The following is a 25,424-nucleotide window of genomic DNA, read 5'->3' as shown; positions in this document are numbered from 1 at the left end:
ACTCTCTGAACAGGACCGGGTCTCTCTTAATAGTCCCTTCAACGCGCTAAATGATATTGGATACAGAATACCACGAAAAGACCAGGTTTGGCAAAGAAGTTGTAGCTGGAAAATACGGATTAACCAAACAGGTTTAGCTTGCCAATTCGATCAGCCGCCTCGGTCAGTCGAGCTTCTGAGCTCAGCAGCCCCGCTCGCACATATCCTTCGCCGCCACTCCCGAAGCCGATCCCTGGAGCGACAGCCACCTTGGCTTCCCGCAACAACAGATCAGCAAAAGAAGTAGAAGTATAGCCCTGCGGCACAGGCAACCAACTGAAAAAGGAGCCGCTTGGGCGTGTCGCCTTCCAGCCGATTTGCCCAAGTGCATCATAAAAAGCGTTACGGCGCGATTCATAACGGGCAACCAGCTCGCTTACGCAGTTCTGCGAGGCCGTCAAGGCTGTTGCTGCGGCTGCCTGAATGCCGCCAAACAAGCTTACATAAATATGATCCTGCAGCAGGTTAATCATCGAGATGATTTCGGCATTACCGAGCGCGAAACCAACACGCCAGCCCGCCATATTGTACGTTTTGGACAAGGTATAGAACTCAATCCCCACGTCTTTAGCACCCTTAGCCTGTAGGAAGCTTACCGGACGTTCGCCATCAAATCCAATAGCGCCATAGGCAAAATCACTGGCAACCACAATGCCGTTACGTTGCGCGAATTCAACCGTATCCTCGTAAAAGGAAAGTGGAGCAGTAGCCGAGGTAGGATTATTCGGATAGTTAAGGAACATTAGCTTAGCGCGGCGGCGGTCTTCCGCGGAAATGGTTTCATAATCGGGTAGAAAACGGTTCTCTTTGTTTAATGGGAGAAAGGACATTTTCGCTTTAGCCAAGGCTACACCTGACCAGTAGTCCGGATAACCGGGATCGGGGACGAGACATACATCACCGGGATTGAGTAGGACTTGTGGGAGCTGAATCAAACCCGTTTTTCCGCCAAACAGGATGGCGACCTCGGTTTCAGGATTGAGCGTTACACCGTAATCCTCCTGATAGCGCTGGGCAACGGCTTCCTTGAGAAAGCTATAACCGCGAAATGGCGAATATTTATGATATAGCGGGTTATCTGCTGATTCCTGCAAAGCTTTTACAATATGAGAAGGAGTGGGGGTATCGGGGTTCCCCTGTCCGAGATTAATGACATCATACCCCGCCGCGATTTCACGGTTTACATTTTGTACAAGTGTGGCAAAAAATTGAGTGGGTAACTGTTTCATGACGTCAGAGGAAGGAATAGAAAAATGAGTCATCCATGTACACGACCTTTTGGAATAGTTTAAGAAATAATCTATCACGATTTTACCGAGCTGTATAGGGGGAATTAAGCTTGCATGGTTGCGTAATCCAGACTGATCGGGCTATGATGGGAGAAAATACCGGACAATGGGTCACGAGAAGCTCCGGCTCACAAGGAGGATGAAGGATTTTGACGTATCAGGAAGCTCAGCCGTTCAGTGTTGCACTCATACAAGCTCACATAGAGATAGGAAATCCCCCGGAAAACCGCAGTCATATCCGAGCTTTAATGGAACAAGCGATGAAAGCCGAACTGAGGCCGGATCTGATTGTCCTGCCAGAAATGTGGAACACAGGCTATGCCTTGGAGCGCATTCATGAGCTGGCGGACAAGGAAGGAACGGAGACCCGGGCATGGATAGCAGCATTCGCTGCCACCCACCAAGTGAACGTAGTAGCTGGGTCGATCGCAGAGAAAAAAAGCGACGGTCATGTGTATAATACGATGCTTGTTTTTGACCGAACAGGCAGAGAGGTTGCTTCGTATTCCAAAATTCATCTATTCCGACTTATGGATGAAGAAAAATATTTGCAGCCTGGCGAAGAAAAGGTTTTATTCGCACTGGATGATGGGATTCAGGCAGGTGCGTCGATCTGCTATGATATCCGGTTTCCTGAACTAGCCCGCAGTTTGGCTCTGTCGGGCGCGAATTTGCTGATCGTACCCGCAGAATGGCCTCATCCTCGGCTGCATCACTGGCGCACCTTGCTGACCGCACGTGCTATAGAAAATCAAATGTATGTCATTGCTTGTAACCGGGTAGGTCGCAGCGGAGAAACTGATTTCTTCGGGCATTCACTTATTATTGATCCATGGGGAGAAATCATTGCTGAGGGCGGAGAGCAGGAGGAGATTCTCACAGGAACGATTGAGTCTGCCTTGGTGCAGGACGTGCGTGGTCGTATTCCGGTGTTTGAAGATCGGCGTCCCTCACTGTATGACCGATAATCAGTGTAGAAAGGAATACTCCATGCTTAAGGAACGCATTGAATTTTTGTGTAAAAAGAAAAACCTGTCCCGTAAAGAGCTGGTAGACGGGCTGGTGACACCTGCACATTTTGCGAATATACTGGCCGACCGTTACCCGTTAGCAGAGGATCTGGCCGAGCAAATTGCTGGGCGTTTAGGTGTAAACCCATCGTACCTCTTACGTGCAGCGGCAGAGGATGAGGAAACGCTGGCTACAGCGGATAAGATTTTTACAGAGCTGTCCAAGCTGGCTAATCCTGCCACGGAAGGCTATGTGGATCAGCTGGAGGATCGCAACGATTCACTGGTAGTGGAAATGACGACTTATTTGATGAAGGCCGTTTATTACCAGCAATTAAATGACCCAACGGCCTATGAATATTTACATCAAACCTATTTGAATTTTTATTTGGAGAAGTTTGGTCGTTCGGATGAGGTGGAGCTGCCCGCACCGCTAAAAAAAGCAATTTTATTTTATAAAATCCAGTATCTCCGCTCTAAAAATCATTATTATGATGTGCTGAATAACGTTACGCAGTTAATCCGATTGGTGGAAGAGGGGACGGAAAACTGGCTCAATGCGAAAAACATTATGATGGAGGCCTGCATTCAGGTTAAGCAATTTGATCAGGCGAAGCAGGTATTCGAGCAGACGATGCGAAGGGTGTATGATGATCGGCTTTTTCACCGTTTGACGGGCCTGTATGTAGCTTACAGCGGATATTGTTTTGCCATGGGTTCTGTACAGGAAGCACTGTTAACGCTGTCTATGGCTGAGGCCAATCTAGTCTATTTGGAAAATGCGGCAGATATGCTCACGACCATCCTGAACAACCGGATTATTATGCTGACATCGATTGGAGAGCTGGACAAGGCATTGGAGGAAGTAGGGCGTTTTGAAGCGCTGGTGAGTCGGGAGCGGGAGGAAATGCAGCAGATGATGCTGCCCGTTACGCTGATATATCGTTGTGAGATTGCGTTTGTGCGGAAAAATTGGGGCCTTCTCTCACAGCATTTGGATCAGCTTCGCCAAACCAATCTGACAACAGATCAGCAAATGGGGCTTGATTTTTATGAAAGCCAGCTTGCGCTTGCTCAGGGAAATCAGGACGCCTTTTGGATGCATGCCTTGCAATGCTTGCCTTATTTTGAAGCTCTTCAGCATCCAGCGCGGCTTGAACAGTTATATGAAACGCTGGCTGTGGTGTCCGAGGACAGTCGTCGTTATAAAGAATCATCTGCGTATTATCGTAAACTGGTCTACCTTTTAAGAAAAAAATAGTCAGAAATCATTCGCTTTTCACAAAACTATCGGATAGATCGTTCGAAAGAATACTCGGAAGTGTGCAAAATTTTGTGCGAACCGTGCCAAAGTTCAAAAATAAACCGACAAAATACAGGTTGAAGCTCCTGTTTTTCCGGTTTTTTTGTATGTGCCAAAACGTATTGTGATGTCAGGAACCGTCTTCTATACTGAATTCATAAGGTACGACAATACAAAATACGAGGTGCAACCACATGATGAACTTTTTCGGTAAAAAGAAAAAACAGCAGGATGCGATAGAACAAGCAGACCAACTGATGAATAAAGGCCTGTCAGGCTTATTTATGAAAGGTCTAGTACCCAAAGAGCATCGGGAACAGATCAACCAAAGCCTAAATTCGGCAAGACAAGCTCAAACAGCGGCTAACGGTGGTTTGGCGATGGCAGCGACTGCGGTTATTATTTCGGTAACAGATACCGGGAAGCTCGTGAATTTTGATCCGATCGTAGTGCTAGTGCTAGATGTGACAGAAATTAACGGCAATCGATACCAAAAAACGTTGGAAACGCTCGTATCCAAGCTGCAAATCCCGCGGCCTGGAGATACGGTGGGTCTGGGAAGCAACCCGAAAAATCCATCAGAGCTGATCTATATGGGTCTGGTGACAGCGTAAAATGAATGAGGTGTTTCACCCTATCTTGCTGACATATATTTTAAACAGATGATTGAAAAGGGGTTTTGAAGGATGAAAGGATTTTTGAGTATGATCGGGGTACTTCTAGTGTTTGGTGTAGGCTTCTCACCATTCTTGGCTAACTACTTATGGAATGATCCATTTTTGATTATGGATGCTCCGTGGTATCGGCCGTTAATTTATACAGGCTTTGCGCTTATATTTCTACCTGGTATTATAGGTGCGTTTTTCGGAGGGGGTAAAGTCAAGAAGGGTGCTCCTGGGGTAGGGATCATTACTAGTGTTCAGCAAACAGGGACTTATGTAAACAATCAGCCGCAGGTAAAACTTGGGTTGACCGTAACCAAACAGGGAGAAGACAAATATGATACTGCTTTGACGACGATTATTCCTTTAACTTCCATGGCTCAATTTCAGCCAGGCTCGATCATTCCACTCGTAATATCGGAGAAAGACAAAAAGAAAGTAGGACTTGACCTGAAAGGGCAGGTGTCGCAGATGGATTTGCAAGCGTTAATGAATGAGCAAATGGTCAAGCAGGGCGTATCGCCCGAGCTGATGGAAATTGCCAAAACCGGTGAGCAGGCATATGCAAAGGTGCTGGATGTTACACCCATGGGTGAAGCGGGATCCGATAAAATTAAGCTTCAATTTACGCTGAGTGTAACGAAAAGCAACGGCGATACCTTTAATGTAACCACGCAAAAGGATGTTTTTTCTTCCCAACTATCCAAGCTGCAGCAAGGAAGCATTATAGAGGTCATTTATTCACCTCAAGATCCTTCGAAATTGGTCTTTAAAACACAAGTGAGTGAAGCCGAGGTACAGCAAGCATTTGGTTCTTCTCGATCATAAAAAAGTTTTTTATGATACCTGTTTCAGATACAGCCTATAGGTGTATTATAATAGTATCCCGACACCAGGAGGTTGATAACGATGGATAACCAAAGTAGATCCGAACTGGCGAATAGGGATGGCCTGTCACGGCCGAGAGGCTTAAATAGACAGGTTGTCGGAAACAACTATGAAATGGGCTATGATCAGGACAAAAGTCCACCACATCTAGGGAGACCCTGATCACAACAAGGCGAGGACAGACACTTTGGGATCACACAGCACATTGGAACTGAGGTAGGACATTCTTGGATACCAAGACTAGAGACCTTAAGGAAAGAAGTGATGCGGGATGGATAAAGTGGAGTTTCCGAGCAAGCGTAGAGTAATCAGGCGAGGCTGACATGAATTTCAAATGAACATGAAATGTGGTTCGTTGAAGACAGATGGAAGCAACATCGCAACAGTGTAATCGAACCCGTGATCTAATTGCAGTATTGAAAGTATAGGGGCGAAGCCCTAGGACCGTCTTCCTCACTAGCTTGGGCTGGGGAGGAAGACGGTCCTTTTCACGTTCGAGGCTACTTTTGAGAAAGTTGCTCGACTGTTTCTCGGAAGGTATCAATAAAAGCTTCGGCAGCTTTAGACAAATAGCGTCCGTTCCGGTAAGCAATCGCTAGGGTGCGGCTGGGAGTAGGTTCGGCGAGTGGCAGCAATGCTGGAACAAACTCGCTACTGGCGGCCCGTGCGATAAAACGTGGGACGAGTGTCACGCCCATACCTGTCGCTACGAGCGATTGAAGGGTCTCCATATTAGTGCTTTCAAACACCACATTGGGTTCAAAGCCTGCTTGATGACATAGATCCATCGTCAGCTTGCGAAAGCCTTGCCCTTTTTTCAGGACGACAAAAGGCTCGTCTTTCAGTTCTTCCATATGCACTGGCAGCGGCTGGGTACCATTTTTACGCAGGGCTAGGGGATGACCCGGAGGAACAGCGAGATCAATCCATTCTTCACCGATGGGTACATAAGAAAGTGTAGGTTCTACTAAGGGAAGAGAGAGCAGGCTGAGATCTGTATCGCCACTTGCCGTTTTTTTCTCCAGATTCATGGATGAATCTTCGACTAACACGATTTCAATGTCTGGATGAGCCCTCTTGAATACAGGCAGCACATGCGGCAGCAAATGGGAGCCTGTGATAGGCATACTGCCAACGACGACCTTCCCTTTTCGCAGCTGAGAAATATCGTCCATTTCCTGCCGGAGCTGCTCGACTGCATCAACTATTTTTTTTGCCTTTTCTACAAAGCTTGCTCCTGCATGTGTTAATTCCACCGTGCTGGTGTTGCGTTGAAATAAAAGTACCCCAAGTTCTTTTTCAAGTTTGGACAATTGTTGGCTCAAAGAAGGCTGAGCAATATGCAGTTTTTCTGCTGCGCGTGAGAAGTTTTTTTCCGCTGCAATTTGCAGGGTGTACTGAAGCTGTCTGAATTCCATCGAATTTCATGCTCCTTATCTTATAAACTTTTCCTATTACATCATAGACTGATTATACAATAATAAAATTAAATGCCCAGTCCTGACGAATCTCATGTGTCACAAGTATTATATAGATGAAGCGTTTTGTCACAAATATCGTCTTTTAATATAGATAATGAATTCCTTTAACATTCTCCTGATAAAACATAATTAATCTTAGTTCTGGTTGTACAAAAAAGATCTGGGAGGAAAATGAATGCTAAAATGTTGGGGGCTACATACGAAAAAATCGGTGGCTGCACTCGTAGCGACGATGATGCTAGCAGTAAGCGGTGGGACGGCGATGGCAGTCGAAAAGGACACGTCGATTAAAAACGTAATTATTTTGATTCCAGACGGTATGGCTAATGACGCCACTGCACTGGCTAGATGGTACAAAGGATCCTCCTTAACGTTAGACAGCATGGCAAGCGGCATGGTGCGTACGCATTCTGCGGATGCTCCAATTGCCGATTCTGCTCCAGCGGGTACTGCTTTTGCCACAGGACATAAATCTCATACTGGGTATGTAGGTGTCCTTCCTGATGAAGCGACAATGCCTGGACAACAACCCATTGCAGGGGGTGACGCCAAAAAGCCTGTAGCTTCCATTCTTGAGGCTTCCAAGCTGGCAGGAAAATCGACCGGAATTATTGCGACTTCCGAGATTATGCATGCGACACCAGCAGATTTTACCGCACATTATCCTGATCGTAAAAATTATGATGCACTCAGCATGCAGCAAGCCTACAACGGGGTTGATGTAGTGTTAGGTGGAGGCGGCAAGTTTTTGGAGGCAGCAGGGCGTAAAGATGGCCAAGATTTGGTAGCCCAAATTAAAGACCAGGGTTATGATTTTGTCACGACACCTGAAGGGTTGAAAAATTCGACCTCCAGCAAGCTCTGGGGAAGCTTTTCTCCCGAGGCACTTGCGTATAACCTGGATCGCGATGCATCCAAGGAACCTAGTCTGGCGGAAATGACATCGAAAGCAATTGATGTGTTGTCCAAAAACGATAAAGGCTTCTTCTTAATGGTAGAAGGCAGTAAAGTGGATTGGGCCGCCCATGCAAATGATCCAACCGGAATTATTAGTGACGTGCTTTCATTTGACGATGCAGTGAAAGTAGCTGTGGATTACGCCAAGCAAAACCAAAATACAGTCGTCGTAGCAGTGACAGACCACGGAAACGGTGGATTGACGATTGGTAGCAGCGATACAACTAGCAATTATGACAAAACACCTTTAGCTTCTTTTATAGACCCGCTGAAAAAAGCGAAGATGACGGGTGAAGGCTTGGAAGCCAAGCTGAATGCAGATCGTAGCAATATTAAAGAGGTGCTTTCCACATATTTTGGCATCACCGATTTGACAGACGAAGAAGTAAAAACCATTAAAGATGCCAAAGAAGGCAGCATGAACTATGCTGTCGGACCGATCATTAGCAAACGTGCGAATATTGGCTGGACTACAGGCGGACATACAGGAGGCGATGTGGTGTTGTACACGTATGCGCCGAACGGAGACCGTCCAACCGGTGTAATCGACAATACGGATGTAAATAAGTATATGACACGTGTACTTGGACTGGACTTGGATACAGTCAGCAAGCAGCTTTTTGTTCCTGCAAAAGCCGCTTTTGAAGCTAAAGGAGCCAAGTTTACTGCGGATACGAAAGTCATTACAGTGACCAAAGGCAGTAACAAGCTGGAACTTCCGGTATACAAAAATATTGCTATGCTGAATGGTAAAAATACCACGCTCAACGGTGTAGTTGTATTTAACGGTGTTGATTATTTTGTACCCCAGCAGGCAATTGATTTGATTCAGTAATATGCAGAACCATTCGACAAGGGCTGTTTCTTCCATTAGAGGAAGAGACAGCTTTTTTGTGTGTTGAGCTAAATGTGTATTTTTTGAGGCGGAAGTTGAAGAAGGTTTTTATAAAATGGGATTTTTTGTGAAACTAGTCACGTTACATCTTCTTCGATATTGCTAGAATATACATGTACGGTACAAGCCGCCGATGATGTGAAGTCCGGATGGACGAGGGAAGAAGGGATGAGTCACGGACGAATTATTACTGCGTCTGGCTGACGGCAAGGAATGGACGCATACGGAAATGATGGAGTTGCTGACACGTTTGGACGATGAGCCGACGCTGCGGGCTCAACTGAGGCACTTGGCAGCTCGCACCAAATTGGAGCGCTATGGCAAAGGTGTTTTTTTACGGGGATTAATTGAATTCTCCAGTATATGTCGTCAGGACTGCATGTACTGTGGGCTACGTGCTTCGAATAAACAGGCAGATCGTTACCGTTTGCAGCCGGAAGAAATTCTGGTCTGTTGTGCGGAGGGCTATGAACTCGGCTATCGGACCTTTGTGCTGCAAAGTGGGGAAGATTACTGGTTTACAGCAGCCCGGCTGACGAAATTGATTCGAGAAATTAAAAGCCGTTTCGCGGATGTGGCAGTCACACTGTCCATCGGTGAACGAGATGATGAAACTTATGAGCAATTATACGAGGCGGGCGCGGACCGTTTTTTGCTGCGGCATGAGACAGCTTCCCCCCTTTTGTACGCCAAGCTGCATCCGACGATGACGATGGAAAGCAGGCGCAGCCGTCTGCTGGCTTTGCAACGAATCGGCTTTCAGATCGGGGCCGGATGTATGGTGGGGTTACCAGGACAAACAAATAGTGAATTAGCAGACGATTTGGTCTATCTGCATAGCCTGTCACCAGATATGATCGGGATTGGTCCTTTTTTACCGCATAGCAACACGCCGCTTCGGAATGCCAGTCAGGGGAGCATGGAAAAAGCTCTCGATATTATTTCGTTATCCCGACTGGTTGTTCCAGATGCACTTATTCCGGCGTCCACGGCAATGGGAACGATTCATCCCCAAGGCAGGGAGAAGGCGCTTCAGGCAGGGGCAAATGTGGTGATGCCCAATTTGTCGCCACTGGCGGTGAGGCCTAAGTATGCGATTTATGAGAATAAAATATGTTTGGGAGATGAGTCTGCCCAATGTCGTCATTGCCTGGAACTGCGGATTCGTGGAGCGGGATTTGAAGTCGATATGGGGCGCGGTGATAGTTTGAGGGTGCAACGACAACTTATGAGACAGGAAACTTTGTGAGGCTATGACGGAAACATTGCAGTAACCATGAATAAGGAGATGGGTATACGTGAGTGGAGTACGGGAGAAAGTGTCGGCGGATTTTATTAATGAAGCAGAGATTATGGCAGCAGTGGAGCAGGGGAAACAAGAGGCAACAGATCGACACCGTATTTTAGAAATTTTAGAAAAGGGGAGAGCCTGCCGGGGACTGAGTGCGAGTGAAGCGGCGGCTCTTTTGCATGTGGATGATCCTGAATTATTGGAAGAGATGTTCAAATCTTCGAGGGCAGTCAAAGAGCAAATTTATGGCAACCGGATTGTGTTGTTCGCCCCTTTATATGTAAGCAACCACTGCGTGAATAACTGCGAATATTGTGGTTATAAACATACCAATGACAGCTTTACTCGTAGCCGTCTGACACCGGAGGAATTGGTGGAGGAGGTTAGAGTGCTTCAAGAACTGGGACACAAGCGACTCGTGCTGGAAGCGGGAGAAGACCCAGTCCATTGTCCCATTGACTATATCGTCGATTGTCTGCGCCAGATCTATGAGGTCAAGGTGGATAACGGCAGCATTCGGCGGATCAATGTGAATATTGCATCCACAACCGAGGAGGACTATCGGAAACTGGCAGAGGTGGGCATTGGTACGTATATTTTATTTCAGGAAACGTATCATCGGGAAAGCTATCGTAAATTCCACCTACAGGGACCAAAGCGGGACTTTGATTGGCATACTACCGCCATGGACAGAGCCATGCGTGCGGGTATAGATGATGTGGGGATCGGTGTGTTGTACGGCTTGTATGATTTCCGCTATGAGACCGTAGCGATGCTGAAACATGCCGAGCACTTGGAAGAAGCCTTTGGCTGTGGCCCTCATACGGTTTCAGTTCCACGATTGCGTCCGGCTGAAAATGTAGATCTGGAGCGATATCCGTACCTGGTCAACGATGAGGATTTTATGAAAATTGTATCCGTTCTTCGACTGGCTGTCCCTTATGCTGGTATGATCCTGTCCACGCGCGAGGAGCCGGAATATAGGGACCGCGTCATTGGTCTAGGCGTGTCGCAGATTAGTGCAGGTTCAGCTACAGGCGTAGGGGCATATGCAAAACAGGAAACTGATGATAAGCCTCAATTTGAGGTGGGGGATCATCGCTCACCATCGGAAATTATTAAAAGTCTGTGCCGTGGCGGATATATGCCGAGCTATTGCACAGCTTGCTACCGTGAGGGGCGAACTGGAGATCGTTTCATGGAGCTTGCCAAATCAGGACAAATTCATAATGTATGCCAGCCGAATTCGCTGCTGACCTTCCAAGAATATCTGCTGGATTATGGGGATGAGGAGGCACGTGAACTGGGAGCTGCCGCTCTGCGAGAAAATCTGGAGCGTATACCACGTGAATCAACGCGCCGTTTGACGCTTGACAGACTTGAACGACTGGAAGCAGGCGAACGCGATTTGTATTTTTAGCAATTTATATTATTCGTAGTATCATTTCACGCTATGAAATTCTCATGATTTATAATGAACTTGAAAATAAAAAGCAGTCGCGTTGAAATCAGCGCGGCTGCTTTTGTGTGTCTGGAAAAAATATGAATGACGAGATGAGAACTTTTAGGAATAACTGCCGGTCTCTACAGCTTGCTCCCATGCCAGCATAGCAGATGGGAAGCATTCAATAGCACGGGGAAAGACCCCCTGTACATAAGCGATGAAAATACCATAGTTCACAATCGGCACTCCGGCAGCTTTTGTTTCCGACATTCGATGAAGCATCGTACGCCGATTGAGCATGCATGCACCGCAATGAATAACCAGTGCATATTCGCTCAAATCATCAGGGAAGCTGGAGCCGGATGCATGCTCGATGATGAGACGTTTGCCTATCGTTTGGCGGAGCCAGCGGGGAATTTTCACTCGACCAATATCGTCAGATTGGCATTGGTGAGTGCAGGCTTCGGCAATGAGTACACGGTCTCCATCCTTGAGGCGATCAATGGCTCTTGCACCTCGTACCAGTTCGTCCAGATCGCCTTTATGACGGGCAAACAGGATGGAAAAAGAGGTAAGAGGCACATCCTTGGGTGTGTCGGCCGCTACTTTCATAAAAACCTGTGAATCGGTAATGACCAAGCGAGGCTTACGTCCCAATCTCTCCAGAGTCAATCGTAGTTCATGTTCTTTGGTCACTACAGCGATGGCATCACTCTCTAGTGTATCGCGGATTGTTTGCTGCTGTGGCAGGATCAATCGGCCTTTTGGTGCAGCTTTGTCGATGGGAACGACCAGCACAACAACATCGCCGGGTGACAACAGGTCACCGACGATACGGAAACGATCCTCGTTTTGAGGGAGCGTATTAGTAATAGCCTTTTTCAGTTCCGTGTCTCCCCAAAGCAAAGATGCACTGAAAGGAATCAGGGTGAGATCCAGTTCAGTTGCCAGCTTTGTAGCCGTTTTATCTGATTCAGTAAGGGTATCTATTTTATTCAATACCCCAATAACAGGAATCTTTTTGGTGCGGAGCTTTTCGAGTAGCTCATGCTCGAATGGTCCGACACCAACGGTGGCGTCGATAACGAGCAGGGCCAAGTCTGTACTATTAAGTATTTCGAGCGTTTTGTTGCGGCGCAGCTCTCCGATCTCACCCTCATCGTCCAGTCCGGCGGTATCCACCAGAACAATGGGACCCGCAGGGAGCAGCTCCATTGGTTTGAAAACGGGGTCCGTGGTCGTTCCTCCTAGAGGAGATACCACAGCGACGGGCTGACCAGTCAGGGTGTTCAGAATGCTGGATTTGCCTGCGTTGCGGCGACCGAGCAGGACGATATGTGGTCGATTGCTACGAGGGGTATCATTCATTCCCATGGTGAGTTCCTTCTTCCTGTCCCGGAATTCCGGGCTTGGTTACTGTATAGGGATGGCATAATTGCTCAATCCGCGAACGGGTCAGTAGGCCGCGATCTTCTACAATATCCTCTGGTGCGCGACCTTGCACAATGGCTGCAGATGCAATAGAGGCAGCTTCATCATAGCCAAGCTCCGCGACCAGCGCAGAAGCCATCACGGCTGAGTTACGCAGATTTGTAGTACAGCGTTCCTCACGCACGATCAGGCCGCGCACACATCGCTCCTCGAATAGTCGAACCGCGCTGTTCAGAATATGTAGCGATTCCAGCAGCGATTCGGCAATCAGCGGCAGGAAAGCGTTTAGCTCCAGCTGACCGGAGGCAGCGGCCATAGTGATAGCCGCATCTTCGGCTATCACACGCATGGCTGTGAGTCCTGCCATTTCAGCTATTACCGGATTGACCTTGCCAGGCATAATAGAGGATCCCGCCTGAACTGGAGGCAGCGTGTATTCGCCAAAACCACCGAAAGGACCAGAGGCCAGTAGGCGAAAATCGCCAGCTATTTTGTACAGATTCACGGCGGCTGATTTGAGTAGACCGGAGACCTCCACAAAGACATCCATATTTTGAATCGGGTCCATCGGGTGGTCACTGCGACTCAATCCAAAGCCAGTCTCATCCGCCAGCTTTTCGACCATCCGATAGCTGTATGCGCGGGGCGCGTTCATACCTGTGCCAATCGCCGTGCCCCCAATAGGGATTTCCCGCAGCCGCTCTTCAGCTTTATAGAGACGCCAGCGGTCGCGCGCTATAGCCTTTGCGTAGGCACCAAAGCCCTGCCCGGCCATCATGGGCAGGGCATCCATTAGCTGAGTGCGGCCTAGCTTGAGCAAGTCGGCATATTCTGTTTCTTTGTGCTGTAAAGCATCCTGTAACGAAGACATCGTGTCACATAAAGGCCGAAGCAGCCGTATCGCTGCAATTCGTAGCGCTGTCGGATAGACATCATTCGTAGACTGGCAGCAGTTCACATCATCCAGCGGATGTAAAATCTCATACTGCCCTGGTCTGCCTCCTAGCTGTACGATGGCCAAATTAGCAATGACCTCATTTACATTCATATGGGTACTGGTGCCTGCGCCGCCTTGCATGGCATCCACGGTAAACATATGTTGATGCCGCCCGGCGAGTATTTCGTCGCAGGCATTTACAATGGCAGAGGCCCGTTGGGCAGGAATTCGTTTCTGCTCACCATTTACTTGAGCGGCTACTTTTTTTACCAACACAAGAGCGTGGATCAAGTTTTGGTTCACGGGCCTGCCACTGACCGCAAAATTGTTCATCGCGCGTGCAGTGTGAATACCGTAAAAGGCATCTGCGGGAATTTCCATCTCTCCTAGCGCATCCCGCTCGGTTCGCGTATTTGTAGGCAGAGGGAAACCTTCGGTCATAGACCCGTTGCCGGAATGCGTGTCATATGCAGTAGCTGACGTGCACTTGCAGCGCGTTTTTCCTCGACCCGGGCATGAACCAGATCTGGCTCGACCAGCTTGAGGGCTTGTGTTGGACATTTACCAATACAGGCCGGACCGCCGTCCACGCCTTCGCACAAATCACATTTACTGGCAATCATGCGTTCTTTGGGTTGCAAACGTCCTGACATATTGGTATACAATCCGTCCTGCACCACAGGCTGCCCGTTTCGATACTCGGGTACCATGGTAATCGCGCCGTAAGGGCAGGCGATCATGCAGGTTTTACAGCCAATGCAGCTTTCACTATTAATGAGAATGCAGCCATCTGCATTCGTAATGGAGCCATTCGGACAAGCGTTGGCGCATGGGGCATCCTCACAGTGACGACACTGAACGGGTGCAGTGACTCCAAATGATTTGATAACCTTCAGACGAGGGTGAAAATGAAACTCATCATCCGGCGAGATAAAAGGGTTCTCCGCTGAATGTGCGATGACACATGCGATTTCACAGGTACGACAGCCGATACACTGATCGGGATCAGCTAAAACAAAACGGTTCATACAATTCGACTCCTCTCTAACTAACGACAAATATAATGTATACAGCATAAAAATAACTTAACGTATTAATGAATGGAGTAACCCGTATCTCTTTTGGTGGAAATAGTGCTACTGCGGCTTTGCTTGCCAGGCCCCCGTTGTTGGAAGGTCGTGTGCAGCAGATGATGCGACACATGACCCAGCGGCTCACCTAAAAATTCATCATAAAGTTTGATGATGTGAGGGTTCTCATGCGATTTTCGTACCTGGTGTGCAGCATCATGTCCATAGATGGAGGATTTACGTGCCCGATAAGCTTCAATTCGTTGCTTTTCTAACATGATCTTGGGTTGTCCCCCTCCGCTGATACATCCAGCAGGGCAGCCCATCACCTCAATAAAATGATAATCACATTCGCCCGCCTGGACACGATCCAATAGCTGATAGGCATGTTGTAGCCCGGCGACGACCGCTACCTTGAGCTGCAGCTTGCCTACCTGAACCTCAGCTACTCGAATGCCTTCCTCACCACGAACAAAATCGAGTTGGAGCTTCGGCAGTTTTTCATTTGTCAGCAGCTCGTAACCTGTACGGATGGCAGCTTCCATGACTCCTCCGGTGACTCCAAAAATGGAGCCTGCACCTGAATATTGTCCTAACGGTGAATCGAATTCTTCATCAGGCAGGTTCGCAAAATCAATTCCGCGCTGCTTGATCCAGTATGCAAGTTCACGCGTGGTCAGTACCTCATCCACATCACGGTAACCGTCAGATTCCATTTCGGGACGATCGCACTCAAATTGTTTACAGGTACATGGCATGATGGCAACGCTGTATATATTCGCAGGTTCCACCTTGTCTAGTTGTGCGCCATAAGATTTGATTAGCGCTCCTAACATTTGCATCGGAGATTTGCAGCTGGATAGATGGTCTAGCAGATCGGGATATTCTATTTCTGCAAATCGGACCCATGCTGGACAGCAGGATGTGAACATGGGTAAGGGACCGCCTTCGGTCACGCGACGAATCAATTCAGTGCCTTCCTCCATGATGGTCACGTCAGCTCCAAAGTTGGTGTCGTATACTCGATCGAAGCCAAGGCGGCGCAAAGCAGCAGCCATTTTCCCAGGCGTCAAGGTGCCGAACGGCATTCCGAATTCCTCCGCGAGTGAAACACGAATGGCAGGAGCACATTGGACGATCCGAAACTGTCCAGGTTTGGTCATCATATCGGCTACCTTATTCAAGTTGTAGCTATAATAGGCAGCGAATAGCGGCTCTCTGATGTCGGCAGGCATATCGCGTTCTTGGATACGTTCCAGCCGTCTAGCGGCGCCTTCCTGTGAAGATGAACCTGCCCAGTCAGATGCGTATACGCTGCATATTTGTACACATTGACCGCAAATAACACATCGGTCTGCATTAACGGTTTGCGGTTCTCCGGGTAATCCCTCTATGGCATCTACTGGACAAACCCCAGCACAACGTCTGCATCCCGTGCAGAGCGTAGGGTCAATATGAATGACAGGGTCTGTGCAATCAGTCGTCTTCATACAAGGAGGTGAAGAGCTCTTGTCTATTGTGGTTGACATGTTTTTCTACCTTTCTGCGGCTGATTTTGACCTTATAGGCGTGGGAAAAAGACTTCCCGCCGAGGCTCTGGAGGTGAGTCGGATATACCTTTGGCCAGCCGTAGGACATGATTCGGGCAGGCATCTACACATGCAGGCTGTCCGTTCTCTGTTTCCGCGCACAGATCGCATTTGCTTGCCGCGGTGCGGGGAAGGGCCACTCGATTTGCCCGGTGAGTCAGGCCGGACTGCGTCACAAGGTGTCCGGCCTGGTAGACCGGAGACACCTCAATTGCCCCGAAGGGGCAGGCCAAAACACAGGAAGTACAGCCGATACATCGATCCTCATCTATCATGACGACTCCGTCCTCCTGACGAATGGCCTGCACCGGACAGGCATGTGCGCAGGGGGCATTTTCGCAATGCCGGCATTGCACCGGCACATACGTATCTCCTGTACGAACAACATACACCTTGGGTATGACAGGAACGCTGACGGTTCCAACCGAAGCTCCTATACCGTTAGCCTGACTGTGAACGGCGAAGCACGCCAGTTCACAGGCTTTACAGCCGATGCACTGCCCGGCGTCTGCGACTACAAAAGAAGAAGCAACAGCGCTTGTTCTACTGGCTGCTCCCATTCTACTCATCGAAGCTGACCGGGTATCAGTCGGACGGTGCATCATATTCCCTGTGCCGCTCATCTTGTCACCTTATCAGCCAAAACAGCTTCCTGGACGTTCATCTGTTTGCGAATCTGTTGGTACGATTCATGTACATCACGTTCGGCCTGAGCTTGGTCGGCGATTCGTTCCAGGCGGATGGCACAGTATTTTAATTCCGGTGTTTTGGATACCGGATCGAGAAAATCAGCGGTCAGCTCGTTGCATGCTCCAACCCACCAGTGATAGGTCATGTAGGTCGCACCTTGTTGCACACGGTCACTGATTTGTGCCCGAGCCATGATGCGTCCCCGGCGGGAGGATATGGCAACAATTTCACCATCCAGAATATTCAGATCTGCTCCGTCTTCCGGGCTAATCTGAATAAAGCCAGGCTCATCAGACAATTGGCGCAGCGCACGGCAATTGCCAGTCATGGTACGAACGGAGTAGTGGCCTACCTCACGGACTGTAGACAAGACAAGCGGGTATTTTGCATCCGGTTGTTCTTGTGGTGGACGCCATTCGCAGGCGAATAATCTGCCTTTGCCACTAGGTGTCGAAAATTGATTTCCTTTATACAAATACGGTGTACCTGGATGATCCTCAGTAGGGCAGGGCCATTGCACGCCGCCTTGCTGCTCCATTTTTTGGTAGCTGGCACCGGAGAATAATGGGCAGAGGCTACGCATTTCATCCCAAATTTCCTCTGTGTTTGCATAGGACATAGGGTAGCCCATGGCGGTAGCAACCTCGCTAATAATAGCCCAGTCTGGCTTTACATCACCCTGTGGCTCGACGGCCTTTCGGATGCGCTGAAAGCCCCGATCTGCCGAAGAATATACACCGTCATGCTCGCCCCAAGCAGTAGAAGGGAGGATGACATCGGCATGCAGCGCTGTTTTGTTCATGAAAATATCCTGGACCACGACAAATTCCAATTGGTCTAGGGCTTCACGCAACTCGGCGGCGTTCGGATCACTTTGTACAGGGTCTTCGCCGAAAATGTAATAAGCTTTCAGCTTGTTCTCCTTCAGGATGAGGTGTGGTACCTCCGTAAGTGGATACCCTTTTTTACGCGGTAGCTCAACACCCCATGCTTTTTCAAACTTTTTGCGAACCGTGGTGTCTGTTACATCCTGATAGCCAGGATACACATTCGGCAAAGCGCCCATGTCGCAGGAACCCTGTACATTGTTTTGTCCCCGTACTGGTCCGATACCCACATTCGGCTTGCCCAGATTTCCGGTCAACAGTGCAAGGGAAGCGAGCCCCTTTACTACGTCAACGGCCTGTGAAAATTGGCATACGCCCATTCCGTACAAAATGGTAGCGGTAGGGGCCTTTGCATATTCCCTCATAGCCGCCCGGATATCGGTCGCCTTGACCCCCGTAATGCCTTCCGCATATTCGGGAGTATATTTTTTAATGCTGTCTACATATTCGGCAAAGCCTTCTGTGTTTGCTTCCACATATCGTTTGTCGTACAGTCCTTCATGCACAAGTACATGACCAAAAGCGTTCACCAAAGCCATGTTCGAACCGCCCTTTAAGGGTAGCCACATATTCGAGATACGAGCTGTTTCGGTCATGCGCGGATCGCATACAATAATTTTGGCGCCTCTTTGCTTGGCAGCTACAATGCGTCTTGCGACGATCGGATGTGTTTCGGGTGCATTATATCCAAATACGAAAATGAGATCAGAGTGTTCAATTTCAGGAATAGAGTTGGACATAGCTCCATCTCCGAGCGAGTAAGTCAAACCTGCCACAGAAGGGCCATGGCATACACGAGCGCAATGGTCAATATTGTTCGTGCCAATGACCGCCCGCATGAACTTTTGCATGACATAATTGGCCTCATTTCCCGGACCACGTGCGGAGCCCGTTCCCATAATGGAGTCGGGTCCGTATTTTTCCTTAATTGCTGACAGCCGTTCGGCAGTATATTGAATGGCTTCCTTCCACTCCACTTCCTCCATAACTCCATTTTTGCGAATCATGGGCTTGCGCAAGCGTGCAGTCAGAATTTGCGGGTCATTCAGAAAATCCCATCCGTAGTGTCCTTTCAGACACAACGTTCCTTCATTCGTACGACCACCAGCCGGCTCTGCGCCAATTACCTGTCCTTTTTCCACCAGCAAATGAAGCTGACAACCGCTCCCGCAGTAGGGACATACGGTCAATACCTTGTCTGCCATAAGTGCAGCACCTCTTTTATATGAAATAGATGAAACTCGAAACATAAAAAAAGCCAATACAAAAATGCCGCTTTACGCTGCATCCTGTACTGGCTTATCCGCGAGCGAGGAGACAAGGCTCCTTCCCGCTAATCCAACCGGTGTATGTGTTGTAGTTCTAGAGTAATGATAATGTGTCCGTCTCCATGGACGGAGGGGCAGACCTCCCAAGTATAAGTGAAGGGACTGCCGAGTGTTTTTTCGGCTTCGTTCATAAACTCCTTTTCCAGATAGGGACGAAGGACGTCCCAATATTCTCTGACCTTGTCCTCAGCCCCTTCATGAACGAGAATTTCGGACAGATTAGACAATGTACCTCGAATTTCTACCGTAATCCGGAGCGGCGAATCCAGTGAAACCTTGACGTTGTCCGGTCCTTTTCCCCGGTAGTGTTTGACAATACATACGGCCAACTTCCTGATGCGCTCACGGTATTCCAATTCGGTATTCAACATCTGGACACTCCGCTTCGAATCAAAATAAAGGCGTACTTGCCGCGCATGCCAGACAGCCTGTGTAGCTAGTTTAGAACAAGACGTAACCGTCCCGACCAAAGTGGTCTGCCCAGCACGGCGTATCACTCTTCTATGGTAGAACAGGTTGGCCCGGAAAGATGTGAAATTCATTACACTGAACCAAAATTTTACATGGATTAGCCCCCTCTTGAAGCAGCTTTACCTCTATGGTTTGTATGATGCTTCTCGTTCTATCGCATTGCTTGTACAGTTCTAATACAAAAGCAGTAGATGAATTTATCATTATTACATTGAACGAAAATGCTAGTCGAACACCAGAAAATATAAATATGTTATCCAAAATAGGTGATATCGTACGTGATTCTGCAACTACCATGATATGTGTGGGATTGGAAGTGGTATTCGTGAACATCATCTTCAGGTTATGCGAATTCCGGAAGATTAGTTGCTAAGAGGAATACTGGGTACGCTAAATCATCAATCCAACGCTAATTTGTCTGTACACAAACCAACAGATCCTAAGCAGATCGCCCAAGTCATTGTCTGTTACAAACACCCGACGAACAGCGTTGGTTTTCAAGTCGAGACCCATAATAAAGTGGCAGCAAAGCAATTTATCGCACTGTACAATCGCTTTCATCATGGGGTAAAGTGCGGGTTCAAGATGTAGAATCTATGCGAAATTCAGTTGTAGAAGGGCAACTTAAAGGTCGCCAAATGAAGAAATTACTGCAACGTGTGGCTGAACATAAAGCCGCAAGTCAAGCCATGTATAAATAAAGAGAAGAGGTCCGTGCTAGAATGCATGGGCCTCTTCAAACCTTTTAATAATTGATTTTATAAAACTTTACTGTTTAACCAGAACGGATAAATCGCCTTCAAAAACTTGCTCCTCTTTGTGGTTGAAAGTCGACAGCATTACAGTAACGAGTCCTGTTCCATTCCTCATCTCTTTTACTCCAATCACTTCAACGATGGTGTACAATTCGTCGCCTGGATATACTGGCTTAATAAATTTAATATTATTCATAGCAGTTCCAGCAATAACCTCATCACCGTAACTCCCTGTTTCAACCCAAAGCTTAAAAGAAACAGCTAATGTTTGAATTCCTGAAGCGATAATTCCATTAAACCTGCCTTTTAATGCTTTCTCTTCATCTAAATGCATATATTGCGGGTCAAACTCCCTTGCAAATCTGGTAATATCCTCTTGAGTTAATTTCAAAGACTTGGTTTTAAATACTTGTCCGATATAAAATTCATGAAACCGCATTATTACACCTCTTGATTAAATTATTTGCTTATTTATAGAGTAGCATAATATCACCAATCAAGTTAAACTGTCCGTTAGCTTAATGACGTATTGTCCGTCTACAAATTTATATTCACTGAACAATATTTCCCTTTAAAACTCGTAGCGTTATAGCAGCAAATTAATTTAAGATACAAGTATGAAAAGCCTCTGATAATTCAGGGGCTTATTTTGCGTCTTGAGGAGGTGACGAAATACATGGCAAAGATAAAATCCACATTGGATATACAACTGGATCTAACCAGATCGGTTCAAGAATTGACTGAGGTTATTTCTGCTGTAATTGCTTCACAGCCAGCACGCCGGAAAGAAATTCTTATAGGTTTGGATATTGCGGTAGGAAATGCATTAGCAGAGATACAGGCCCAAGAGGAAAAGAATCAAAAAGCAAATGATGATAGCTCAGGAAAAGTTTCCTGAACGGAGAGACGGGGGAAGAAGGTTGGATAAGTGGGAGTTTTTAAGTTCTGTACTGCTTTAGGAAGCAGCGCTGTGACGTATTTTTATGGTGGGTGGTCGGGAGTATTGGGGGTGTTACTTGCTCTGGTCATTATTGATTATGTGACCGGATTATTTGCCGCTGCCGTAGAAGGTAAGAAGGGTACCGGACCAGGTTTAAAAAGCAAGATTGGTCTTATCGGTATAGCTCGAAAGGTATTTATTTTTGCAATGGTAGCAGTATCCCATCTAATTGATGGAGTCTTAGGCGATTCGCACCTATTCCGAGATGCGGTCGCCTATTTTTATATGGAAAATGAGCTACGGTCCATTTTGGAGAATGGTGGCAGACTCGGCGTTCCTATCCCGCCTGTGATCCGACAGGCCGTAGAAGTTTTAAAAAGTAAAAGTGGTAAGGAAGGAGAGAAAGAGGATGCAACGACGAAACAGCCGTAATGCCCAAGGAATAGACGTATCCCGTTATCAAGGAAAGATTGATTGGAAGGCGGTTAAACCGACGGTATTTCATTTGCCTACATTAAAGCAAGTCAGGGGCAAGTTATGTTGACCCAACATTCATTACAAATGCAAAAAAAGCCAAGAAAGCAGGCGTGTTGTTGGGGGCCTATCATTTTTTAGATGCCACCAGTGTTGACACAGAGAAAGCGGATGCACGGCATTTTGCTGATGTGTAGGATCAGGTTGGAGGTGCCAAAGCGCTGGAGCTTCCTGCGGTGATGGACTACGAAAACAATCCTGGCAAGCTCTCCAAACACTTATTAGTGCTGTAGCATTAGCCTTTCTTTTGGAATTGGAGCGCCTGACAGGACGAAAGCCAATCATTTACACGGGTAGTGCCTTTGCCGCCAATTTTAACGCCTCATTGGGCGGTTACCCATTATGGATAGCCCGGTATAGTGACACTCGCGTCCCAAGCGACACAGTGACATGGAAACGTTGGGATATTTGGCAATACAGCGACAGCGGCAAGGTAGCTGGGATAAAAGGGAACGTGGACATGAATGAGTTTGACGGTACAGCGGACGAGCTGTGTAAGCGATTCAGCGCTGTTGTCCCTGCACAAGAGACAGAATCCGTTACACCCGGCATATTCTGCGTCAATGGCAAAGAAGCGGGGAGAGCACTTCTACATGGCTCCAGAACTTATGTACCGTTGCGGTCTTTGGCAGATGTATTGGGCTTTTCTTATCACTGGGACAACACCCGTAAGGAAGCGTATTTAAACAGAGCCAAGCTGCAAACTGTCCAACTTGTAGACGATACGGCTTATGTGCAACTCAAGCCAATTGCAGAAGCTTACGGGCAGTAGTGTCCTGGGATTCAAAAAATAAAATCGCATCGTTGAAAACGAAAGGGGAAAAGTAATCATGCAATCAATTATCGAAACTGTGCAACCTTACGTAAATACCATCTCCACAGCCGCTGTGGGTGTGCTTACAGCGTTTGTTTTAGGAGGTCTGAACAAAACTCAAAACTAAGGTTAACGTGTGGCTAGAAGCGCGTACTACGGCGGCACAGAGGGAAATAATCCATAAAATTGCTGGGGAGGGCTTTGCTTTTGCTCAAACAGCATTTAAAGAAGCTGGAGGAGAACGTAAGCTTCAGGAGGCTTTGCAGTATGCTTCACTTACTCTTTCCAGTCAAGGTATCGTAGTATCCCAAGTAGAGTTAAAATCCGCGATTGAGAAGGCATATCTGGAGTATAAGGCCAAAACAAAAGTGGCACTCGCTACTGACGCACAGCCAAACGAGGAGGCAACACGGGCAGCAGCTAAGGAAGCTGTATCGGGTCTTGCCGCGAAGCTTAATGATTTTTTGGCTCAGGCTACAGCAGAGGTATCATCCGGTCAGGTTCAGACAGCAACTGAGTCTATTCAAGAACCAACAGAATCAGTACAAGCGCCTGCTACGGAGCAAGACTAATACGGCTATAGTTACAAAGTAAACACTAAACAGATAAGGAAAGCCCGAAAGATAGCGTAAACTTGCTTCTTTCCGGCTTTTTGGCATGTTGCTAATCAGAGCAATTACTTGTTCAGCAGCATGAAGTTATTGATGAAACCCTCTTCTTGTATAAAGATGGGGGTTTGAATTTTCGATGTGAAATCATAATAATATACGCCGCGCCCTTCCTCCTCATTTTTCTCAGAGGCGCTACCCAAATAGTAGACACCCTTGCCGTCGGGGGACATATAGACAAATTGGCGGGATAAAATAGGCAACTTGATTTTGGTGCGTTTACCTGTTGCAATATCAATCAGACTATACTCTGGATTGCCACCATTAATGAATCGAGTGGTTATGAGGAGCAGCTTATCATTACTGCTGGACATCGATGATATTTCTTGATTTTTTAGTGTAATAACAGAACGCTCTTGCTTAGTGACGCTATTGATTTCTGTAACCTTGTTATCCGGTGGGATCATAATGGTCTGTGTTCGGTTTGAGATTTCTCTTTGTTCATCTTGCTCCTTAGCTGAATAATGTGAACTGTAAATTGCTTTTTTGGCTGGATTATAGGTTATAGACCAAGTTTGTTCTTCATGGTTTTTATCTTGGTTTTCATCATGCATAAATTTCATGGCGTGCGTTGTTTTATTGTAGAAAATAGTTTTAAGTATACGTTCTCCTTTTTTGACCGCAACCAGAACGAGTGGGCCATCTGGAGTAGTTGGTACGATACGATTGATGGCAAACAAATTATCGGTAAGCTGTTCGTTTTTTTTGGTATTCAAGTCATACGAAAATAACTGGTCTCCCTTATCACCAACACCGGCAGAGTAATAAATTTTGTGATCAGGCAAGGACACCACAGAAAGCGGGTACTGGGAGGTATAGGGGACGTCGGCCAGCTTGGTCACTTTCTTACTACTCAAGTCGTACGTCATTACACGCATAACCATGCCTTGATCTGTGTTCTTCCCATTCACATACTCTGTATAAGTCATGGATAGATACTGGCCTTTCCCGGCCGACACTACTTTTTCATTTGATTGGGCCTTTTTGGGTACAGATGATTCTGCTGGTGGGGTAAAAGAGGGAGAGCAGGATGACAATAAAGCTGGCACGAGCAGGGAAAGTATAAAGAATCTAAAAAATTTGTAGCTACTTGTTCTCAACACGAAGCATCCTTTCTGAGATAAGTGATGAATCAAACTGAAGATGATAACGAAAAGGGAAAGGATAGGACGCGAGATCCTATCCTTTTTTGGTATAAAGATCTTAAAAATCATAGGAATATCTTGCTGAAAATGAGACGTACGAATGCCATTCTAAACCTAACTTCTCTACACCCGTTTTCCAAATATCAATGACTGCATCTGGAAGACTCCCGTTATCAGCTTTATAAAAATTAGCTACGGCATTATTATCATAATTCCTTACCCGAATTTCTGTCCCGAAGTCGGGATTATCAATGGCTCCTTTTGTTGCACAGTCACCTCTTTGGAGTCTATTGGAATTTTCCCCATACGTGTCTGTGAAGTTTGTTCCTCTCCCTGTGCCTCGAACATAGCCACTAGATGTTCCGTTAATTTTAATTTCATTATCATGATCTCCATATGTATAAGTCCCAGGTGATTTGCGTGTACCGCGTGGTAATGCTTGAAGTGAAACATTATTAGTAGTAATCGCATTTTCTTTTTGATCAGGCAAGATAATATCTTTGATAAAACCTTCGCCATCATAAATTACTTTTAAACCAGGCTGAGGGTCAGGGTTATCAATATGATATACCGGTAGTGATTTGGTTGCTTCATCGATCTCTTTATCCTGTTGTTTTTCTTTTTCTAGCTCAGCCTGTTGTTCAGCAGTCAGTGGAGCAATAGCAGCTTTAGATTTTTGCTGTTCAGGTACCGGAGTTCCTTTTTCCAATACAACCATGTTATTGTTCTCATCGTATTGAATGATGGTACCCGCTAACATGCGGTCAGGGATTTTATCTCCTTTTTCGGCATTGGAGGTAGCTGGATAGGCGATCCCAAAAGAAATGAGTAGCGTTGCAGCTAGAAAAGCTTGTGGTAGAAATTTTACTTTCAAACAAAACGCCTACTTGAAATATTTGTAAATAC

23 protein-coding genes and 1 pseudogene are annotated in these 25,424 nt (G+C 47.0%); 12 read left to right on the top strand and 12 right to left on the bottom strand.

Annotation, left to right across the window (positions count from 1 at the left end):
• Nucleotides 1-119 precede the first annotated feature (119 nt).
• Nucleotides 120-1,301 carry a pyridoxal phosphate-dependent aminotransferase gene (locus NSQ57_RS14225; protein WP_342424964.1) on the bottom strand — a complete coding sequence of 394 codons (1,182 nt, stop codon included), beginning with the start codon at nt 1,299-1,301 and terminating at the stop codon, nt 120-122.
• Between the two features lie 176 nt (nt 1,302-1,477).
• On the opposite strand from NSQ57_RS14225, the gene NSQ57_RS14220 reads away from it, so the two are divergent.
• From NSQ57_RS14220 to NSQ57_RS14200, 5 genes are all read left to right on the top strand, one after another.
• On the top strand, nt 1,478-2,296 hold the full coding sequence (locus NSQ57_RS14220; protein ID WP_069011519.1) for a carbon-nitrogen family hydrolase: 819 nt from the start codon (nt 1,478-1,480) through the stop codon (nt 2,294-2,296).
• 22 nt (nt 2,297-2,318) lie between these two features.
• The gene (locus NSQ57_RS14215) at nt 2,319-3,599 is read left to right on the top strand and encodes a helix-turn-helix transcriptional regulator (protein WP_342424963.1); all 1,281 of its coding nucleotides are present in this window, start codon (nt 2,319-2,321) and stop codon (nt 3,597-3,599) included.
• 236 nt (nt 3,600-3,835) lie between these two features.
• Complete coding sequence (locus tag NSQ57_RS14210) at nt 3,836-4,255, top strand: hypothetical protein (RefSeq protein WP_029517392.1); 420 nt, start codon at nt 3,836-3,838, stop codon at nt 4,253-4,255.
• A gap of 72 nt (nt 4,256-4,327) precedes the next feature.
• Nucleotides 4,328-5,131, top strand: a complete 804-nt coding sequence (locus tag NSQ57_RS14205) for a hypothetical protein (RefSeq protein WP_165146856.1) — start codon at nt 4,328-4,330, stop codon at nt 5,129-5,131.
• An 81-nt stretch (nt 5,132-5,212) separates the two neighbouring features.
• Nucleotides 5,213-5,353, top strand: coding sequence for a hypothetical protein (locus NSQ57_RS14200; RefSeq protein ID WP_165082404.1), 141 nt, complete (start codon nt 5,213-5,215; stop codon nt 5,351-5,353).
• 338 nt (nt 5,354-5,691) lie between these two features.
• Here NSQ57_RS14200 and NSQ57_RS14195 read toward each other — a convergent pair whose 3' ends face one another.
• Nucleotides 5,692-6,609, bottom strand: coding sequence for a LysR family transcriptional regulator (locus NSQ57_RS14195; RefSeq protein WP_029517394.1), 918 nt, complete (start codon nt 6,607-6,609; stop codon nt 5,692-5,694).
• 238 nt (nt 6,610-6,847) lie between these two features.
• Here NSQ57_RS14195 and NSQ57_RS14190 point away from each other — a divergent pair, with 238 nt between their 5' ends.
• The 3 genes from NSQ57_RS14190 (at nt 6,848) to hydG (ending at nt 11,235) form a co-directional block, all read left to right on the top strand.
• On the top strand, nt 6,848-8,464 hold the full coding sequence (locus NSQ57_RS14190; RefSeq protein WP_342424962.1) for an alkaline phosphatase: 1,617 nt from the start codon (nt 6,848-6,850) through the stop codon (nt 8,462-8,464).
• A 256-nt stretch (nt 8,465-8,720) separates the two neighbouring features.
• Nucleotides 8,721-9,773, top strand: coding sequence for a [FeFe] hydrogenase H-cluster radical SAM maturase HydE (gene hydE, locus NSQ57_RS14185; RefSeq protein ID WP_256026076.1), 1,053 nt, complete (start codon nt 8,721-8,723; stop codon nt 9,771-9,773).
• A 49-nt stretch (nt 9,774-9,822) separates the two neighbouring features.
• Nucleotides 9,823-11,235, top strand: coding sequence for a [FeFe] hydrogenase H-cluster radical SAM maturase HydG (gene hydG / locus NSQ57_RS14180; RefSeq protein WP_013310651.1), 1,413 nt, complete (start codon nt 9,823-9,825; stop codon nt 11,233-11,235).
• 144 nt (nt 11,236-11,379) lie between these two features.
• Here the strand turns inward: hydG and hydF are convergent, their stop codons facing one another.
• The 8 genes from hydF to NSQ57_RS14140 all read right to left on the bottom strand — a co-directional run bounded on the left by hydF (nt 11,380) and on the right by NSQ57_RS14140 (nt 20,856).
• Nucleotides 11,380-12,633, bottom strand: a complete 1,254-nt coding sequence (gene hydF / locus NSQ57_RS14175; protein WP_342424961.1) for a [FeFe] hydrogenase H-cluster maturation GTPase HydF — start codon at nt 12,631-12,633, stop codon at nt 11,380-11,382.
• The gene (locus tag NSQ57_RS14170) at nt 12,620-14,068 is read right to left on the bottom strand and encodes an aspartate ammonia-lyase (protein ID WP_342424960.1); all 1,449 of its coding nucleotides are present in this window, start codon (nt 14,066-14,068) and stop codon (nt 12,620-12,622) included. Before NSQ57_RS14170 ends, hydF begins: the two co-directional genes overlap by 14 nt.
• Entirely contained in the window at nt 14,065-14,655 is a 591-nt protein-coding gene (locus NSQ57_RS14165) for a 4Fe-4S dicluster domain-containing protein (protein ID WP_013310648.1), read from the bottom strand. Before NSQ57_RS14165 ends, NSQ57_RS14170 begins: the two co-directional genes overlap by 4 nt.
• Before the next feature lie 65 nt (nt 14,656-14,720).
• Complete coding sequence (locus NSQ57_RS14160; RefSeq protein ID WP_342424959.1) at nt 14,721-16,226, bottom strand: [FeFe] hydrogenase, group A; 1,506 nt, start codon at nt 16,224-16,226, stop codon at nt 14,721-14,723.
• Between the two features lie 32 nt (nt 16,227-16,258).
• A complete protein-coding gene (locus tag NSQ57_RS14155) occupies nt 16,259-16,909 on the bottom strand; it encodes a 4Fe-4S dicluster domain-containing protein (protein WP_342424958.1) in 651 nt (216 codons plus the stop codon).
• Entirely contained in the window at nt 16,906-19,068 is a 2,163-nt protein-coding gene (gene fdhF, locus NSQ57_RS14150; protein ID WP_342424957.1) for a formate dehydrogenase subunit alpha, read from the bottom strand. The genes NSQ57_RS14155 and fdhF overlap by 4 nt, the downstream gene beginning before the upstream one ends.
• Nucleotides 19,069-19,196: 128 nt before the next feature.
• The gene (locus tag NSQ57_RS14145) at nt 19,197-19,562 is read right to left on the bottom strand and encodes a hypothetical protein (RefSeq protein ID WP_013310644.1); all 366 of its coding nucleotides are present in this window, start codon (nt 19,560-19,562) and stop codon (nt 19,197-19,199) included.
• A gap of 868 nt (nt 19,563-20,430) precedes the next feature.
• The gene (locus NSQ57_RS14140) at nt 20,431-20,856 is read right to left on the bottom strand and encodes a MaoC family dehydratase (RefSeq protein ID WP_029517401.1); all 426 of its coding nucleotides are present in this window, start codon (nt 20,854-20,856) and stop codon (nt 20,431-20,433) included.
• A 237-nt stretch (nt 20,857-21,093) separates the two neighbouring features.
• Here NSQ57_RS14140 and NSQ57_RS14135 point away from each other — a divergent pair, with 237 nt between their 5' ends.
• The 4 genes and pseudogenes from NSQ57_RS14135 (at nt 21,094) to NSQ57_RS14120 (ending at nt 23,277) form a co-directional block, all read left to right on the top strand.
• On the top strand, nt 21,094-21,315 hold the full coding sequence (locus NSQ57_RS14135) for a hypothetical protein (protein ID WP_165146841.1): 222 nt from the start codon (nt 21,094-21,096) through the stop codon (nt 21,313-21,315).
• 72 nt (nt 21,316-21,387) lie between these two features.
• Entirely contained in the window at nt 21,388-21,789 is a 402-nt protein-coding gene (locus tag NSQ57_RS14130) for a phage holin family protein (RefSeq protein WP_238794824.1), read from the top strand.
• Nucleotides 21,767-22,399: pseudogene (locus NSQ57_RS14125) on the top strand (glycoside hydrolase family 25 protein); the annotation flags it as partial. The gene NSQ57_RS14130 and the pseudogene NSQ57_RS14125, both read left to right, overlap by 23 nt.
• Nucleotides 22,400-22,839: 440 nt before the next feature.
• Nucleotides 22,840-23,277: a phage holin, LLH family gene (locus NSQ57_RS14120; protein WP_069010183.1), complete on the top strand. Its 438-nt coding sequence runs from the start codon at nt 22,840-22,842 to the stop codon at nt 23,275-23,277.
• A 104-nt stretch (nt 23,278-23,381) separates the two neighbouring features.
• Here the strand turns inward: NSQ57_RS14120 and NSQ57_RS14115 are convergent, their stop codons facing one another.
• Together NSQ57_RS14115 and NSQ57_RS14110 are read right to left on the bottom strand one after the other, a co-directional pair.
• The gene (locus NSQ57_RS14115) at nt 23,382-24,473 is read right to left on the bottom strand and encodes a hypothetical protein (RefSeq protein ID WP_342424956.1); all 1,092 of its coding nucleotides are present in this window, start codon (nt 24,471-24,473) and stop codon (nt 23,382-23,384) included.
• Nucleotides 24,474-24,576: 103 nt separating this feature from the next.
• On the bottom strand, nt 24,577-25,392 hold the full coding sequence (locus NSQ57_RS14110) for a hypothetical protein (protein ID WP_340955721.1): 816 nt from the start codon (nt 25,390-25,392) through the stop codon (nt 24,577-24,579).
• Between the last annotated feature and the right edge of the window lie 32 nt (nt 25,393-25,424).

This window comes from Paenibacillus sp. FSL L8-0502 (genome assembly GCF_038593055.1).
GTDB lineage: Bacteria > Bacillota > Bacilli > Paenibacillales > Paenibacillaceae > Paenibacillus > Paenibacillus polymyxa_D.
This window is presented reverse-complemented; position numbering and strand designations above follow the sequence as displayed.

Excerpts from the sequence above, each read along its gene's own strand:
- NSQ57_RS14225 (WP_342424964.1), bottom strand. The coding sequence starts at position 1,301 with ATGACTCATTTTTCTATTCCTTCCTCTGACGTCATGAAACAGTTACCC.
- NSQ57_RS14215 (WP_342424963.1), top strand. The coding sequence starts at position 2,319 with ATGCTTAAGGAACGCATTGAATTTTTGTGTAAAAAGAAAAACCTGTCC.
- NSQ57_RS14210 (WP_029517392.1), top strand. The coding sequence starts at position 3,836 with ATGATGAACTTTTTCGGTAAAAAGAAAAAACAGCAGGATGCGATAGAA.
- NSQ57_RS14205 (WP_165146856.1), top strand. The coding sequence starts at position 4,328 with ATGAAAGGATTTTTGAGTATGATCGGGGTACTTCTAGTGTTTGGTGTA.
- NSQ57_RS14200 (WP_165082404.1), top strand. The coding sequence starts at position 5,213 with ATGGATAACCAAAGTAGATCCGAACTGGCGAATAGGGATGGCCTGTCA.
- NSQ57_RS14195 (WP_029517394.1), bottom strand. The coding sequence starts at position 6,609 with ATGGAATTCAGACAGCTTCAGTACACCCTGCAAATTGCAGCGGAAAAA.
- NSQ57_RS14190 (WP_342424962.1), top strand. The coding sequence starts at position 6,848 with ATGCTAAAATGTTGGGGGCTACATACGAAAAAATCGGTGGCTGCACTC.
- hydF (WP_342424961.1), bottom strand. The coding sequence starts at position 12,633 with ATGGGAATGAATGATACCCCTCGTAGCAATCGACCACATATCGTCCTG.
- NSQ57_RS14170 (WP_342424960.1), bottom strand. The coding sequence starts at position 14,068 with ATGACCGAAGGTTTCCCTCTGCCTACAAATACGCGAACCGAGCGGGAT.
- NSQ57_RS14165 (WP_013310648.1), bottom strand. The coding sequence starts at position 14,655 with ATGAACCGTTTTGTTTTAGCTGATCCCGATCAGTGTATCGGCTGTCGT.
- NSQ57_RS14160 (WP_342424959.1), bottom strand. The coding sequence starts at position 16,226 with ATGTCAACCACAATAGACAAGAGCTCTTCACCTCCTTGTATGAAGACG.
- NSQ57_RS14155 (WP_342424958.1), bottom strand. The coding sequence starts at position 16,909 with ATGAGCGGCACAGGGAATATGATGCACCGTCCGACTGATACCCGGTCA.
- fdhF (WP_342424957.1), bottom strand. The coding sequence starts at position 19,068 with ATGGCAGACAAGGTATTGACCGTATGTCCCTACTGCGGGAGCGGTTGT.
- NSQ57_RS14145 (WP_013310644.1), bottom strand. The coding sequence starts at position 19,562 with ATGTTGAATACCGAATTGGAATACCGTGAGCGCATCAGGAAGTTGGCC.
- NSQ57_RS14140 (WP_029517401.1), bottom strand. The coding sequence starts at position 20,856 with ATGCGGTTTCATGAATTTTATATCGGACAAGTATTTAAAACCAAGTCT.
- NSQ57_RS14135 (WP_165146841.1), top strand. The coding sequence starts at position 21,094 with ATGGCAAAGATAAAATCCACATTGGATATACAACTGGATCTAACCAGA.